This is a genomic window from Glaciecola sp. MF2-115, from assembly GCF_047250385.1.
Classification (GTDB): domain Bacteria; phylum Pseudomonadota; class Gammaproteobacteria; order Enterobacterales; family Alteromonadaceae; genus Glaciecola.
In genome coordinates this window covers 1-17,176 of the sequence record NZ_JBLBVM010000043.1, presented here as the reverse complement: position 1 = coordinate 17,176, position 17,176 = coordinate 1, and the positions used below count along the sequence as shown (strand labels likewise).

9 protein-coding genes are annotated in these 17,176 nt (G+C 40.8%); 8 read left to right on the top strand and 1 reads right to left on the bottom strand.

Going from position 1 to position 17,176, the window contains the following annotated elements:
• Nucleotides 1–3: 3 nt before the first annotated feature.
• Nucleotides 4–942, bottom strand: coding sequence for an MbnP family copper-binding protein (locus tag ACKLNX_RS05050; RefSeq protein WP_412971480.1), 939 nt, complete (start codon nucleotides 940–942; stop codon nucleotides 4–6).
• Nucleotides 943–961: 19 nt separating this feature from the next.
• On the opposite strand from ACKLNX_RS05050, the gene ACKLNX_RS05045 reads away from it, so the two are divergent.
• From ACKLNX_RS05045 to ACKLNX_RS05010, 8 genes are all read left to right on the top strand, one after another.
• Nucleotides 962–3,721, top strand: a complete 2,760-nt coding sequence (locus ACKLNX_RS05045) for a choice-of-anchor B family protein (RefSeq protein ID WP_412971479.1) — start codon at nucleotides 962–964, stop codon at nucleotides 3,719–3,721.
• Between the two features lie 123 nt (nucleotides 3,722–3,844).
• On the top strand, nucleotides 3,845–5,875 hold the full coding sequence (locus ACKLNX_RS05040; RefSeq protein ID WP_412971478.1) for an ABC transporter transmembrane domain-containing protein: 2,031 nt from the start codon (nucleotides 3,845–3,847) through the stop codon (nucleotides 5,873–5,875).
• Between the two features lie 77 nt (nucleotides 5,876–5,952).
• Entirely contained in the window at nucleotides 5,953–7,590 is a 1,638-nt protein-coding gene (locus ACKLNX_RS05035) for an FAD-binding protein (RefSeq protein ID WP_412971477.1), read from the top strand.
• Between the two features lie 245 nt (nucleotides 7,591–7,835).
• Nucleotides 7,836–10,391 (top strand): zinc-dependent metalloprotease, encoded by a 2,556-nt coding sequence (locus ACKLNX_RS05030; RefSeq protein WP_412971476.1) that lies wholly within the window; start codon nucleotides 7,836–7,838, stop codon nucleotides 10,389–10,391.
• A 109-nt stretch (nucleotides 10,392–10,500) separates the two neighbouring features.
• A complete protein-coding gene (locus ACKLNX_RS05025) occupies nucleotides 10,501–12,060 on the top strand; it encodes an MBOAT family O-acyltransferase (RefSeq protein WP_412971475.1) in 1,560 nt (519 codons plus the stop codon).
• 11 nt (nucleotides 12,061–12,071) lie between these two features.
• Nucleotides 12,072–13,085: a hypothetical protein gene (locus ACKLNX_RS05020; protein WP_412971474.1), complete on the top strand. Its 1,014-nt coding sequence runs from the start codon at nucleotides 12,072–12,074 to the stop codon at nucleotides 13,083–13,085.
• Between the two features lie 126 nt (nucleotides 13,086–13,211).
• Nucleotides 13,212–15,959, top strand: a complete 2,748-nt coding sequence (gene prsT / locus ACKLNX_RS05015; RefSeq protein WP_412971473.1) for an XrtA/PEP-CTERM system TPR-repeat protein PrsT — start codon at nucleotides 13,212–13,214, stop codon at nucleotides 15,957–15,959.
• Between the two features lie 131 nt (nucleotides 15,960–16,090).
• On the top strand, nucleotides 16,091–17,008 hold the full coding sequence (locus tag ACKLNX_RS05010) for a PEP-CTERM sorting domain-containing protein (protein WP_412971472.1): 918 nt from the start codon (nucleotides 16,091–16,093) through the stop codon (nucleotides 17,006–17,008).
• The last annotated feature ends 168 nt before the right edge of the window (nucleotides 17,009–17,176 follow it).

Genomic DNA, 17,176 nt, shown 5'->3' with positions numbered 1-17,176 from the left:
CCCCTACTCAAAAACGCCTTCCTCATACAAATTATTCACTAAACCCTTGCAAGAATCATTATCGATACCCGAGAACATGCATGTGCTCTCTTGCGAAGGAATAATTTGATGTATCACTTTATCCAGATGAAGTTTAAGACTAATGTGAATTTGATCATCATTTAAATCTGGATGATCACTTGAATGAAATCCAATGGCTTGAATAGTATTGGGCGGCAAAACCACTTCCACAGGAATAACATTCGGCTGCGCGCAAGCTTGTTTAGGCGCCCGCACCATCGCCGCAGATTCACATCCGACACTACCTAAATGAAATGACCATGAATTGCCCTGCTTACTTTGCATGTCCCAACGAATAAATTTATAGCCATTTCGCCAGGCCCAAAACATACTTGAATCATTCAAAGGTGAAGCTTGTAGCAAAGGATTTTGGTGATTGAGTTCAAACGGAACGCCCACTTTAAATGACAAGGTGAGCGGCTTGCCTGCATCTGCGTTTATCACCTCATTCAGTAAATCACGATTTGATTTCCCGCTTCCAACTCGCATATCCACCAAATCAATCACGCCGCTAAGACTTAAATTACTCATCAATTGTTGACAGTCACTAGGCGAGCGTAACAATACAAGTTGCTGGCTTTGCCAATCGTTATCGTCTAGGATTATGGGATACAAATTGTTGAGTGAAAACTGGTGCAAAAACATAGCCAGTTCAGAAATTTGCCACTCTTCATTATGCATACTAAGCGTTTGTCCACACTGGACTGCTTTGCCTTGAAAATAGGGCTGAAAGCTGATGCCTATTGACTGGCCAGGACTTATGTCAGCTTGATGTGCGCTTTCAGGTGCTGGAGAGCAGCCAAAAAATAACAGCAAAGCAGCAATGATAAGAATGCCTTTGGGCGTGTTGATTGTTGAATTTGTGAAAATATGTGTTTGCAAGTACAAAAATGGAACCGATATGAAAAAAACTTTTACCAGTTTACGCATCTTGCTATTAATTGCCACAGGGATTTGTGCTCAAGCGAATGCCCACACCGATCACGACAAAGCACGATTTGTTGCTGAAAAAGGCGTGGATGCTGGCGATTGTAAAAATCGTTTCCGCCCATGCGCATCTATTGGCTATGCCGCACAACAAGCTAACAAAGGCGATACCGTTCTAGTTGCCCAAGGAAATTACGAATTAAAACAGTTTGCCGATGTCCTGTATTTGGTCAGCGATGTGGTTCCCGCATTAGGCGGCTTCCAAACGCTAGATAATTATCAGGTTCAAAACCCACAAGCTTTTCCGACTACTCTTACCGGCGTGCCTTTGGAGTATGCAAGTGAGTTATACGACAAAGGCTTCAATGTTATTGTTGATAGCAAAGGTCAAGATGCAGCCACAGAAGTTGCGCTTGATAAAAGCTTAGCGCAAGTAAAAGCAATGTATCAATCACAAGTCGATACTCCTTGTGTGAATGGTTTTGCGGGTCAGTTTGCTTGTGACAAAATGTCACTGCTTAGCCACATCCCGGTTGCTAGCTTCCCAACTAATAGCTCTGGCGCCAATGATATTTGGGGTCATGTCGATTTAAATACAATGAAAGAATATGCCTTAATTGGCTTACGCCGTGGCATTGCATTAGTTGACGTTTCTGAACCGGTCAACCCCGTGATCATCAACGCCATTTCAGGTCAAAATACAACTTGGCGCGACATCAAAGTACTGCAGTATTTCAATCGTGACATGAACAAGTGGGAAGCTTACGTTTATGCAACTGCTGATAGTGCCTCAGAGGGTTTGACCATTATGAACCTGAGCGATCCTAGTGAAGGATTGGTCTTGGTTGATCGCGATGTAAGGGATTCAGAAGCTCACAACATCTACATTTCAAACGTCGATTATGGTTTGAACATCAAGAATTCAAGCGCTACGCCACAAGCACACATCTTAGGTGCGAATAACTTAGGTGGCTCTATGCGCAGCTATCGTCTTACCGACCCTGAAGTACCCACGCCTACTTATACTCTATCTGGCGCGACTCGAAATGACTACACGCACGATGCATCTTCGATGTTAATCAATGATGAGCGTGCACAGCGAGACTGTGTGAATGCGACATCAGCAGGATGTACCGTGATGTTCGACTTCAATGAATCGACAATGCGTTTGTGGGATCATTCAAATTTGGGCAGCGCTGTTGAACTCTCGGAAGTCACATACCCGAATGCTGAGTACACCCATTCTGGATGGTGGAGTGAAGACCAACAATATGTGATTTTGCACGACGAATTAGATGAGCAGCGCCAAGGCTTAAATACAACAGTGCATATATTTGAAATATCAGACCTAAACGCACCGGACTTAGTTGCCACTTATACCGGCCCAACTCGCGCAATTGACCACAATGGCTTTGTGCGTGGTAATAAATATTACATGTCTAACTATGAGCGTGGCGTCACTGTGCTGGATATATCAGATCCTTTACAAACAACACAAATTGCTTATTTCGATACCTTCCCAAGCTCAGATAATGCATCGTTTAACGGCGTTTGGGGTGTTTATCCTTACCTTCCTTCAGGGATTATCCTTGCCAGTGATATTCAAGGCGGTTTGTATGTGTTGCGAGATGAATCGAATACTGACGCAAAAAGTGATGCTAATTTCTCAGCGTCATATTTTGAGGTGACTGAAGGCGAGTCAGTAGACGTAGTCGTTAACCGAACGGGCACAAACGCAATGTCGGTTGATTACAAAATACTGCGCGGCGCGGCAAGCGGGAACGATTTCACCGCAGAGGAAAGTGGTACTTTATTGTGGGAGGACGGCGATACAAGTGCAAAAACGATTAACATAGAAGCACGCGATGATGGCACAGGTGAAGCCACTGAAAGCATGTACATTCGCTTAGAAAACCCTTCGCAGGACGCAGAACTAGCCACACCAAATATTGCCAAAGTTGATATTCTGAGTTTGACCGACCGTTCTTCTACCATCGTCTTAGCGAAAAGTAGCTTACTAGTTAAGGAAACTGTGGGCGCAATTGAGCTAAGCGTCACACGCTCTGGTGCATCTGATAAAGCTGCGTCAGTAGGTTTAAGCCTTGATTTTGGTAATCAAGACGATTCAGACGCGACACTGTCTACCGATTTGCTTGAATGGGCTGTTGGCGAACTAGGCACTAAAAACTTTACAGTCAATATCGTCAATGATGACGAAATTGAAGAGAATGAATTGTTTGCCGTTGTGTTGGATAACCCTGATAACGTCACAATTTCAGGTTCGACAAGAGTGACTATCACTATTCGAGATGATGACTCAAACCAAGCACCTACGGTAAGCACCGAAACCGCAATCAACGTGAATACCAGGTCAACCATCACCCTGATGGCAACAGCAAGTGATCCAGAAGCTCAGGATTTGACCTACTCTTGGGTACAAACATCAGGCACTGCCGTTACACTGGCCAATGCCGATAGTTTAAGCACCACGTTTACAACTCCTGATGCAGATAGCACGCTGCGCTTCACGTTTACGGCAACTGATGACTTTAACGCATCAACCTCCATCGATGTGACTGTGAACGTAATTGCACCAGAGCCACCGCCGGAATTGATTGTTGTTACGCCACCCTCATCTAGTTCAGGTGGCGCAATCGGATTGTTTAATTTACTAGTGTTATTGACTTTGTTTAGACGAGTTAGTCTAAACAGAGCGAAACAGCGTAAATCATAATTCGTAAATAAAGTAAAATTCCGAGATGCCAAATAAAGGGCTCACTGAATAAGTGAGCCCTTTTGCGTTGGATAGTATATCCTTTGTCATCACTCCCATATTCATCAAAAATAAGGCAATTAATTGAACAGCAGCGCATCAATACTTTCGTGGCTATTTTCACATTTACGCCCGTACACGACTAAAGTCATCCTTGCATTAATCGCCCTAGTGATCGGCGCAATGTCTTGGTTGATCTTAGGCCAAGGTGTAAAAATGGTGGTTGATCAAGGTTTCGTTGTTGGTGATGAATCGATGTTGCTGAATTCATTACTTTTAGTGCTCGTGATTGCTTTAATTGGCAGTGTTTCAACCTACTGTCGATTCTACTTAATGGTTTGGCTGGGTGAACGGGTTTGTGCTGATATTCGCAAAGCCTTGTTTTCACATTTAGTTACCTTATCGCCTAGCTTCTTCGCCGAATCACGCACAGGTGAAGTGATATCGCGATTTACTAGCGATACGACCTTGTTGCAGTCTGTTGTTGGCACGGGCGTTTCTATGGCATTGCGCTCATTGGTTATGTTCATTGGTGCTCTTATACTGATGGCTATTACTAGCACGACGCTAACTATATACGTATTCATCGCTGTGCCCATTATTTTGCTTCCTATTAAATTACTGGGCAAAAAAGTAAGACACTTCGCCAAAGTCAGCCAAGATGATGTGGCTAATATGGGGACTTTGATTGATGAAAGCCTGCATGAAATTCACACATTGCAGTCCTACAATCACGAACAACAAAGTGTTAATGAATTCGATGCCAGTGCCGAACAGATCATGCATAGCGCTGCAAAGCGGATTCATTATCGAGCTTTGTTAATTGCTATGATCATGTTTATTAGCTTAAGCGCCATTTTCATCGTTGTTTGGGTGGGCGCAATTGATGTTATTTCAGGAGCAATCACTCCAGGTGAATTAACCGCATTTGTATTCTATGCTGTGCTGGCTGGCGGTGCTATTGCGACTATTAGTGAAGTGATTGGTGATCTACAAAAAGCGGCAGGTGCGAGCGAGCGCATTGTGGAGTTGATGAATACTTTGCCTGATATTCCTGTTGAAGCGACGGGCTCGACGTCTGATCAAGACAAACTTTTACAGCATGAGTATGTTGGTAAGGCAACGGTTTCTGCTTCAACTGCCGCTTCTAGTTCATCTCGTGAATCCCACACATCTGACATATCTAAAGCATCTAAAGCATCTAAAGCATCTAAAGCAGGTTCCACAAAGTCTGAACTGACGTCAACAGCTCATCCTGAATATGATAGTGATGGAGACATCGAAACTAATAGCAAAACTGATAACGAAGAAGTAAACCAGCAAGCAATTCCAACCACAACAAAAGGCTTTAGAATTAACGAACAAGCCCTAGTGGATTCGAATAAACCCATTCTCGCACTGGATAAAATCGGCTTTAGTTACCCAAGTGTCCCCGACAAACTCGTGATTCACGATGTGTCATTTAATGTGATGCCCGGTCAAAAAGTAGCGATTGTCGGTCATAGCGGCGCAGGTAAATCGACCTTATTCGATTTATTAATGCGTTTTTACGATATCGATTATGGTGAAATACGTATTGGTGACGCAACACAAAAAAGTATCAGCACCGCCGACATTCGTCGCCAGTTTGCCTTAGTACCGCAAGATGCCGTGATATTTGCTACAACAGTAATGGATAATATTCGCTTATCAAACCCTCAAGCCAGCAAAGAGGACGTTATTGAAGCGGCCAAACTCGCCTTTGCCCACGAATTCATTTTAGACTTTGTAGACGGTTATGAGACTCAATTAGGTGAGCGTGGCGTGAAACTGTCAGGCGGTCAGAAGCAGCGTATTGCAATTGCTAGAGCCATCTTAGCAAAACGCCCTATCCTCTTATTGGACGAAGCAACCAGTGCATTGGATGCCAGCAGTGAAAAATACGTGAAACAAGCGCTCGACTCTTTAATGACGAAAACCACCACCTTGATTATTGCGCATCGTTTATCTACGGTGATCAATGCTGACAACATAATTGTAATCGAGAAAGGTAATGTCTTAGCTCAGGGGAAACATGCGCAATTGATGGAGCAGAGTCCGGTTTATAAGGAGTTTGTGGAGTTGCAGTTAAGTTAGTTTACAAGTTACAGCTTACATCTATAATTAGATGAACTTGAATGGTCACAAATTAAATCTAAAAGAGGTTCTTGCCCTTGTCTGAGATATCGGAAATATTGTCAACATTAAAATCAAACGCACGATTTTCCTCATCAATTTTGGATAATGAAGAAGCGAGCAAGCTGTACTTAAAAGGCACAGAAGGAATCGAAAGATCAATACTGGGTGCCATCAAAGTTAATCGCCATGAAGATATAGCACTGATATTCTCTGCTGTAAGCGAGCTTGAGCATTCTAAAAGGATTAAGCTATACCCAATTTCAACAGGTAACAACTGGGGCTACGGAACGTCACTTCCGAACGAAAGCGCTAGAGCTGTTATCATTGACTTGTCAGACTTAGCAAAAATTACTGTTGTTAATGCAGAACTTGGTCATATTGCGGTTGAACCTGGCGTTACACAGGAATCACTCGCTCGTTATTTTGCAGAAAATGACCTTCCATTTATGGTACCTGTTACAGGTGCTGGTCCTAATGCTTCTATTCTAGGTAACGCTCTCGAACGAGGATACGGAATTACACCTCATCAAGACCATTTTGGTGCGGTTAATGATTTGAAAGCCTACCTTCCTAACGGTGAACACTATATGTCACCGTTAGGCGAAATGTTGACGAAAGCAAATGCAGACGAATTCGGTGTAAATACTTCGTACAAATGGAACGTCGGTCCTTATTTAGATGGCTTATTTACCCAATCCGGCTTAGGGATAGTTTATGAAGTTACTATTCGTGTAAAACGCCAGACTGAATCTTTTGACTCCTTTTATATCAATTACGAAGAAGAAAATAATATTACCGACGCGTACGACTTTGTTAGAGAAACTCTTGAGAGATATGACGGTATTGTTGGTTCGATAAATTTAATGGACAAACGCAGACTTATTTCAATGTTATCTGAAAATCCCAACCTGCAAACTTCCTCCCTATTGAATGAACAGCAAATTACCCAGATTTCAAAAAAGAAAAATATTCCAGCATGGACAGTAATAGGAACAATATATGGAGACAAAGAGATTGTGCTAGCGGCAAAAAATAGGATTAAAATGCTAGCCAAATTAAAATCTAGCAAAATTATTTTTTCCAATGACTTGCTTGTAAGAATGGGTAAGTTTGTTTTTGACAAATTGCCTTCATACGTTTTCCAGAATGTGCATAAGCAACTGAACTCTTTAGAGAAAGGTATCGAAATCATGCAGGGTAAGCCTAATACAGTTGCGTTGAAGTTAGCTTATTGGCGAAATAAAAAAGTACGTCCCCAGGAATCTTCGAGACTTGACCCAGCGAAAGACGGCTGTGGCCTACTTTGGTACGCTCCTTTAATCCCCATGAAAAAGGAAAAACTCATTGAATACGTTGCACATGTTAGAAGCACTTGTAGCCGATATGGGATTGATCCAATGATCACGTTCACCAATCTAAAACATGATTTAATCGATAGTACCGTACCATTACTTTTTGATAAGGACGATCCTATCAAAGTTGATTTAGCAAAAAGATGCTTGTCTGAATTGGTAGAAAAAGGTTTATCCAAAGGGTACGTGCCTTATCGCTTGAACATAGAGCAACAGAAAGTGTTTTTCGATGAGACTCTCTCAAGCCATCGATTGATGCAGGGCATGTATTCTCATACTGACCCAAATCGTATTTTACAGGTTGGTAGGTATGGTAAATAGACAATTTAAATTGAATATCGTCCACAAATTATTTTAATAAATTTGATCGCTAACGAAAAAACGAACCTGCACCTCTGCATGTGTATGACAAACCTTGTAACAATTAATCAACAATTTGCGGTAAAAGCAATCTAAAAACCGTATACGAAAGTAGTATTATATTAATATCGCTTCTTTGGATCGCCTCTCTGAAGCAAACGCGCCTTCGACAGAAAGGCTAAGTCTAACTAGCTTTGGATAGCATTATGTTTGTAAACTTTACACGAAAATCGCTACTCGCCCTCTTTTTATCTTCAATGGTTTTTACAGCCGTTGCTGAAGATAAAAAAGATGACGCAAAAGACGAAGAAAAAAAGAAAGAAACTCTAACTGAAATTTTAGAGAAAAAAGACGCCTTTGAGGGTTTTGTTGGCATATACAGAGATAAAGAAGACGGCAGCGGATTGGTTGTTATCAATGAATCGCAACTAAACACGCCTTTCTTATATTTCGTATCAACAGTTGATGGCGCGGTAACAGCAGGTACTTTTAGAGGTCAATTTAGAGGCTCTCGTTTAATCGAGATACGTCGCAACTATGACCGCATTGAAATAGTATCAAAAACACCACGCTTTTACTTTGACCCAGAAAATGCAGTAAGTCGCGCAGCAGATGCTAATATCAGCGAAGCGATTTTATTATCAACCAAAATTGAACATGAAGAAGATGGCAAAATTGCTTTTTCATTAAATGATTTGTTTGCTAATGAAGATCTTCATCAAATAACTCAGGGCCCAAGCGATGACCCGAAAGCAGACAAACGTCGCTTCAAGCCGGGTAAGTTATCGAAAGATAAAACAAGCATTAGTGAAATCAAAAACTTCCCTGAAAACACCCATGTTGTAGTTCGTTACGTCTATGAAAATAGCACGCCAACGGTAAGCGGTGGTCCGGACATTTCTGATTCTCGTTACACAACACTACAAATTCAACATGCTTTCATCAAAGCCCCAGAGAACAACTTTAAGCCTCGTCGTGACGATGCAAGAATGGGTTTCTTCTCGCAGCAATTTGATGATCTAACGTCTGATCAAACAGCTAACTATCGCGATGTAATCAATCGCTGGCATTTAGAAAAGAAAAACCCGGGCGCGGAAGTATCTGATCCAGTGAAGCCAATTACTTGGTGGATTGAGAACACGACGCCAGTTGAATGGCGTGAAACGATTAAAAACGCAACTCTTGCTTGGAATTCATCATTCGAAAAAGCCGGTATTAGTAACGCAATTGAAGTAAAAATACAGCCTGATGACGCTGATTGGAGTTCAGATGACGTGCGTTACAACGTATTGCGTTGGACCTCATCTCCTCGCCCACCATTTGGCGGCTACGGCCCAAGTATTGCTCACCCAGAAACAGGCCAAATCATTGGTTCTGACATTATGTTGGAATACAGCTTCATGAAAGGTCGCTGGATTGCAGGTGAAATGTTCACTGATGGTTACGCCTCACTAAGCAACAGCTTAGAGGGCGATGACCGAATGCTTTGCTCGCTAGGGCATGAGTTAAACTTAGGCATGATGTTTGGTCAATATGCCGGTTTAGTTGACGGTATGGGCAAAATTGAAGAAGACAAATTACTTCGTCAATCTATGGCATATTTAATTCTTCATGAAGTAGGTCATACCCTTGGTTTGAACCACAACATGATGGCTTCACAATTACACGGGCACAAAGAAGCGCATGACGACACCATTACGCAAGGTATCCTTGCTGGCTCTGTCATGGACTACCCATCAGTAAACTATGCGCCGGTAGGCATGGAACAAGGTGACTTCTATACTGAAAAACCAGGTCCGTATGATGACTGGGCAATTCAATATGGTTACTCTGAAGCATTAGCTGATGCAGTTGAAGAAGAAAAGCGCCTAACAGCCATCCTAAACCGTTCCGCTGAGCCTGAATTAGCATTCGGTAATGATGCAGACGATATGCGCTCAGTTGGTCGCCACGTTGATCCTCGCATCAATATTTTTGATATGTCGGGCGAAGCGGTCGATTATGCAAAAGATCGCTTTGAGCTAATCAAACATATGGCTGGCAAATTAAAAGGCAAAACACTCGTAGAAGGTCGTTCACACAATGATCTTGCTGTAGGCGTGAATGTGTTGTTTGGTGAGTTTGCTCGTCAAGCTTCAGTTGTTTCTCGCTACATTGGTGGTGTTTACCTAAATCGCGCCTTCGTTGGCCAAGAAGGCTATACGCAGCCACTAACGCCAGTGCCTGAAGATGAACAGCAAAATGCGATGAATACGCTAACCGCTTTCGTTTTTGCACCTGATGCAATTGAAGAAATGGCGCCGTTATTTGCCTACATTCAACGTCAACGTCGTGGCTTCAGTGGTTGGGGAAGAGATGAGTCTCCTCGCCTACATGACATGTTATTAGGCGCTCAGAAAAACGTATTGGATCATGTAATGCATCCAAACGTGCTCATTCGTCTAACTGACACAACACTTTACGGTAATACTTTTACTGCTGAAAAAATGATGGGCCGTTTAACCGACGCCGTATTTAAAGCCGATATTAAGAAAGATGTAAATTCTTACCGCCGTAACCTGCAAGTAGAGTATGTTGAACGCTTAATTAATATGTCAGGGCTTGAAGGTTCAAGCAAGTATGACAACTTTGCCAAAGCGTCGGCGATGTATGAACTTGGTCGTGTGATGGATATGGTGAAGAAGTCTCGAGGTGATCAGGCAACTAAGATCCATAAGGCTTATTTGAAGGATAGGATTGAGAGGGCTTTTTATAAGGGTTAGCTCTTATAAAAATAGCTGATTAAAGCTTAGTTCTTAATAGATAGGCACTTTATTTTATAAAGTGCCTTTTTTTATGCTTTAATAGAAAAAAAATAATAAGCTTTTATAAATGCTTTTTAATTCCGCAGAATTTTTGTTCTATTTTTTACCGATTACTTTAATTGGTTTTCTGTTTCTACTAAAACAACAAAAAAGTAACTTGTTGGTAGCGTGGTTGGTACTTGCCTCACTGTTCTTTTATGGATGGTGGAATCCTGCTTACTTAATACTTATCGTGTTTTCGATGGTATTTAATTTTAACTTTGGGAAACTACTCGCTGCAAAGAAACGCGCGAAACTGCTATTAGGCATTGGAGTATCGGTTAATCTTGGATTTTTAGGCTACTTCAAATATACAAACTTTCTTGTAGACCAAATCAATACTGTTACGTCTACCAATTTCAGCATTGAAACAATCATTCTGCCACTGGCTATTAGCTTCTTTACGTTTCAGCAAATTGCCTATCTGGTCGATGCTAAGCGCGGATTAACAAGCGAATACAGTTTTCTGCATTACGCATTGTTCGTTACTTTTTTCCCGCAATTAATTGCAGGCCCCATTGTTCATCACAAGCAAATGCTTCCGCAATTTAAAGCCGTTCAAAACGTAAAATTTGACTATATGAATATTGCTATTGGCTTGAGTATTTTCGCCATTGGTTTATTCAAAAAGACCGTGCTCGCAGATGGGATAGCGCCTTATGCAAATGACGTATTTGCTCAAGCAGAAGCTGGCGAAAGCATCTCAATGTTTGTAGCTTGGGGGGGTGCACTAGCGTATACCTTCCAGTTGTATTTTGATTTCTCAGGTTATTCAGATATGGCAATCGGCATTGCTCGCCTGTTTGGGATCGTACTAGCCTTAAACTTCTATTCCCCCTATAAAGCACTGAACATCAGTGAGTTTTGGCGAAAGTGGCACATCACACTCTCTAGCTTTTTACGCGACTACATCTACATTCCACTCGGCGGCAATCGACTCGGAGAGTTTAACCGTTACCGAAATCTAATGATTACTATGCTACTTGGTGGACTATGGCACGGTGCCGGTTGGAACTTTTTGATTTGGGGGGCTTTGCACGGAAGTTACTTATCGATTCAACAAGTTTGGTCACAGTATTGTCCTACCGTAAGTATAATACCCAGCACAATTAAGACAATATTAGCGTGGAGTGTCACCTTCATTGCAGTTGTGTATGCGTGGGTATTATTTAGAGCCACTTCGCTTGATGGCGCTGTCACTTTAATGTCTGCTATGAGCGGTATGCAGGAAATAAGTTTACCGAATGCTATCTATGTCCGATTAGACGCATTACATCCTATCTTCGAGACCTTCAATATTACTAGTTTCTTAGGTGGTGGAAGCAACTTTATGTTCAATTGGGTTTGGATAATGTTTGGGTTTGTTATTGTTCTATTGCTACCAAACCTACAAGACTTGTTTAACGCAGTGCGCTTTTCAACTGACAAATTTTCCTATAGAACAAACAACGCAGTCTCGTTTGTTTCGCTGATAAATAATATTAATTGGCAACCCAAACGCCGTTGGGCATTGATGGCTGCGGTATGCTTTAGTTTAGGTATCCTCACACTGTCACAAGTGTCAGAGTTTCTATATTTCCAATTTTGAGTAATAAAACAATGCAAACACCTAAACGATTTATCTTTTTCTTTGGTTTATGTTCCGTTTTATTCATCCTGTTCGTTGGGATGATCAACTATGTGGTGAATCCATTTTTGATGTTTCAACAAACTAAAGTAAACGATATTTTTACATATAAACCTGAAGCCGCTACTCGCGTTCAAACCTTTAAAAAGTATCAAGCTGAAGGTCAAAACTACGATGTGTTAATAGTTGGTAATTCAAGAGTGGAAATGGGTCTTAACCCGGATAGCCCTTATTTTAAAGATAAACATGTATACAATGCTGGTGTCCCTGGACTCTCTATGCCGGCTCAGATTGCTTATGCAAAAAACCTAGTTAATAGTAACAACATTGAGACGCTGTATGTTGGTGTTGATTTTGTTGATTTCATTTCGCGAGAGCTACCTAACTTGGAAGATTTCAAGTTTGAGTCGAATAAATACGATGATTATCTATCTGCTACTTTTTCATTGGATGCACTTAAAGCCTCTCTCATGACGATATTTAATCAAAGCCAATATGCCTCAACTCGCACTTACAAAGGTTTCAACCCTGCTAAGGATTACATCGCTACTTTACAAAGTGAGGGGCAAGCAGTCCTAACTTCACAGAAACTAAGAGCGCTTTTTACAAAAATTGAAGGAACTCGATTCCACAAACAAGAATTGATGACGAATGTACAAAGCCCTATCAATGTTTTGGAGAAGAATGTGAATGACTGGGTAAAAAATGGTAAGAGGGTTGTCATCTTTATCAATCCATACCAAGACCTTTATTACGATGCGCTAGCGAAAAGTGGGCTCGCCAACGATTTTGAAATATGGCGTTCCGCAATTAAAAAGGTAGCAAATAATACTGACAGCGCTTTTTATGACTTCACTGATTTGGGCATGTTACATTCAAATATGTTCAATGAAGAAAACGAATTAAAGTATTTTTGGGAGCCTGCTCATTACAAAAAAGGTTTAGGAGATAAAATGTTAGAGATTATGAGTAACAATGATTTCTAAGCTAATAGGTACATTAGATTGTTTAATTTTTAATAAATAAAACCTATACTGCATTCAAGAGTATGATCAAAAGATTCAAAATCTGCGTCTTAGCGCGTTGTTAAAATTAACATAAAAGGAATTTGTATGAGATATCTATCTATTTTCTTATTGGTGATGTCTGGAATCCTGTTGTCGGGCTGTTCTAAGGACTTACCTGAGGACTATATAAAGCGAGGAAACTTAGCTGCCAAGCAAGAAAATTACTCTGTTAGTGTTATCGAGCTGAAAAATGCTGCGGTTGAATACCCCGAGCATGCTCAGATTAGGTATCTTCTTGCTAGCTACTATCTAAAAACAGGTGATATTCCAGGTGCAACTAAGGAATTTTATAGGGCATTAGAGTTAGGTTATGATGCGTCTGAAATAGTACCCGACCTGCTTGTTGTTCTGAGGCTACAGGAATTTAATGACGATATACTCGCTTTAGCGAATGAAGAGCTCTCATTGTCGCCTGAGGCTAGCGTTGCATTGGATGTATATGAGGGGTTAGCGAACTTCAGGCTTGAGAACAAAGATGAAGCGATTGAACAATTAATGTTAGTCGTTGAAAATTCAGAGAAATCCAAATACAAAAGCGTTGCCAGAGCTTACCTCCATTGGGACCAAGATGATATCAACCTTGCAATGTCAGCTATTGAAGATGCTCTTAATATCGACCCAGAAATGATTGAAGCACTCACAATCAAAGCACAAGTACTCCTAGTCGAGAATAAACATGAAGAAGCATTAGTCCCGCTAATTAAGTTATATAAAAACAAGGTGAAAGGCAATTTTGTCGACATTTTGATTGCTAACACTTATATGCAGTTAGGCGATATTGACAATGCAAGAAAACACATCGATTACCTTGTAACTAACTTCCCTGGAATAGCCTATGCACAACAGCTAAAAGGTATTTTAGAGTTTAAATCAAACAATTATGAACTAGCAAAAATTCATAGTGAAAAGGCTATTCAATCTGGGGGCGATAATCCAGCAGGCAGAGTATTGGCAGGTTTAAGTAACTTTCATCTTGAAAATTATGAGCAAGCCAATCGTCACTTTTCTGTTGCCGGCGATGCCGCGTTGCGCGACAAATCTGTGAGCAAGGCCTATGCAATTACTCAATTAAAATTGGGTTCTAATGAAGAAGCTAAAGCATCTTTCCTATCATTATCGGATTTATCCTCTGATGATGCCAAATTGTTTTCATTTGCAGGAGAACAATTGCTCAGCGCAGGCTTACCTGAGGACGCTAAGTCAATGTTAGATATAGCAAGTGGCTTAAAGAACAGCGATGAAAAAGAGCGCTTCAGGCAAGGTATTTTAGGTTTAAAACTCAGCGATTTAAATGCGCTAAAAGATCTTGAAGAATTAGTAGCCGAAAACACTGAATACCCTCAAGCTAGTTATGCACTTGCAAACTATTATCAACGAAATGGTGACCTTCAAAAAGCGATTGATTTAGGTGAAAAACTAAAGAACGAGCGTGCTGACCAAGTTGATGGTTACGAGATTAGCGCAATTGCGTACTTGAAACTGAAAGATAAAACAAAGGCTCGAGAAAACTTTTTGAAAGTGCTAGAAATTGAAGAGAGCAATGCAAATTCTTTATTATTTTTAGCCGGTGAAGCTGTGCTTAATAAAAACATTCCTGAAGCTGAAAGTTTATTGGAGCGTTTACTGGACGCACAACCCAAGCAAATGGACGCACTCATTAAATACTTTGAAGTTTCCATAATTAACGAGAATACCGAGAAAGCCGTTAAGCGAATTGAAACGGCATTTAATAAAGACCAATCTGCGCTTATTTACAGAATCTTATACGCTCAAGCATTAGCAAAAACAGGAGCTCCTGAAAAGGTTATTAATATATTATCGGCAGTGCCTCCAAGTAAAACGACACCATCGATGTATTTTATAACTTTGGGTGACTCTTACATGATTTCAGGTCAAGGCGAGGCTGCGGTTAGTTTGTATGAAGATTGGAAAAAGTTACAACCCAACGAACAATATGCTTACGTAAAAACGATAAACTCATACGAACAGTTAGGAGCCATTACAAAAGCATTAAACTTGTCCTTATCTGCGGCCAATAGATTTCGAGATCAAGCAATATTTAAAATGTTGGTTGTACATTTTAGAGTTTTAAACAATGAATATGCGAAAGCTCAAAGTGTACTAAGCACGCTGCCAGAGGAAATCAGAGGCAAAGTAACAGCTCAAGGACTGCAAGGCCAAATATGGTTAAAACAGGGTCGTCCAGAAAAGGCACTCCCATTGCTAATAAACTTTTATAATTATAAACCATCATTTATTAAATTAACGCATGTCATTGATAGTTATGGAGCTTTGGGCTATGGAGATGAACCTGTCGAATTCATCGAAAAACATCTTGAATCATTCGAAAACGATATTCTAGCGAGAATGTTGTTAGCTGATATTTTAGTTTGGATAAATCCTAGTAGAGCCATAGAGGAATATCTTTCGATAGTTGAGCAGAATAATAAAAATGCTTACGCATGGAATAACCTAGCTTGGCTTATGTATGTGCAAAATGAATACACTAAAGCAGAGGAATATGGTGCAAAAGCACTTGATCTCTTACCTCAAGATCCAGAGGTATTAGACACTTATGGAATGATTTTACTTAAACTTGGTAAATATCAAGAAGCACTGCCATTTATCGAACAAGCCTATAAATCAAAAAGTAAAAGTTTGAGCATATATTTACACTATGCAGAAGCATTGATTGTTAACGGTCAAAAGCAGAGAGCATGGGGCCTGCTAGATGTTATCAACTCAAACGATAAGGAAATTTTGCAAGAAGTTGAACGCTTAAAAGCAATCTAAGTGTCAACTTTTTTAACACTCAAATTTTGACCGATTTTTTTCTTCAATAAATTCATGAGGTTAAAATATGGCACGATACATGCTTTACTTTAGATACAAGAATAAATCTTTTGTTAAATAGGAAACTGACCATGAAAAAATTATTAGCAACAACGGCTTTACTATTAGCATCATCATACGCAAGCGCAGGAATTGTTAATGCAGCTGGTGGTGTATTTTGGGATGCTCTGCCTCAAGCAGAGAATTTCGAAGCTTCAGTAGATTACACTCAGTGGTGGACAATAAACAACACGACGCTAGTTAGTGATACTAATGTGGCTGTCGACAATTCTGCAATTTTACCAACTACAGCGAATTTGACTGCGAATTTAGCCAACGACCCTGAATTAGTAGGTGCAGGTAAATTCAATATGAATGCCAGTGGTTTGGGTGCTCCTCAGTGTGCGTCTTGCGAGCTTACGTTCACATTTGGTGGGATTTTCCTAGATGCGTTTACACCGACCCCAACTGGCGTATTCGCTCCAGACGGCAATGGTGGATTCGTTGAGGTATTTATTGATATTCCAACATTAAATACCACAGCAGCTTGGTTAAACATCTACTTAGATACGACTAACCCAGGTGAATTCGATGAAGCTCTTATTGTTAACAGCGCAACAGCTGGTGCTGAAGCTGCTGACGCTGTAGACGGAACTTTATGGTTGAGCTCTATGTTAGGTGACTTCGAATATACAGCTGATACAGACTTCCAAGTGATTGCTGAACCTTTAGCTGTTGGGTCAAGTCAGTTCTTTGGAGACGCTATTGGCGGTATTGCTCAAGCAAACTTCCTTGAAAACTTCTTCTTCGGTAGTTATGAAACATCAGCGTTTGGCCTAACCTCAGCGTTCGTGCCTACAGGTGCTTCAGATATATCTAACATATCAGCCTACAGCAGACGTGGTTCTGGTAACGTTACAGCTGCTACTATCCCTGAGCCTTCTTTTATCGCTCTATTTGGTCTTAGCTTGATTGGTCTTGGTTTTGCTGCACGTCGCCGTAAAAGCTAATTAACGTTGTTACACAAAAAAAGCGCCTTCTGAAGTGACCCCCAATAGTTGGACAATCCAATTACTGGGGGTCTTTTTATGTCCAAACATCACAAAGTATTTAAGTTAAAGCTAGCGAAATTAGCCCAAGAAGAGAGTTCAGTAGTCTTAGAGCGGAAGTTTGGGGTA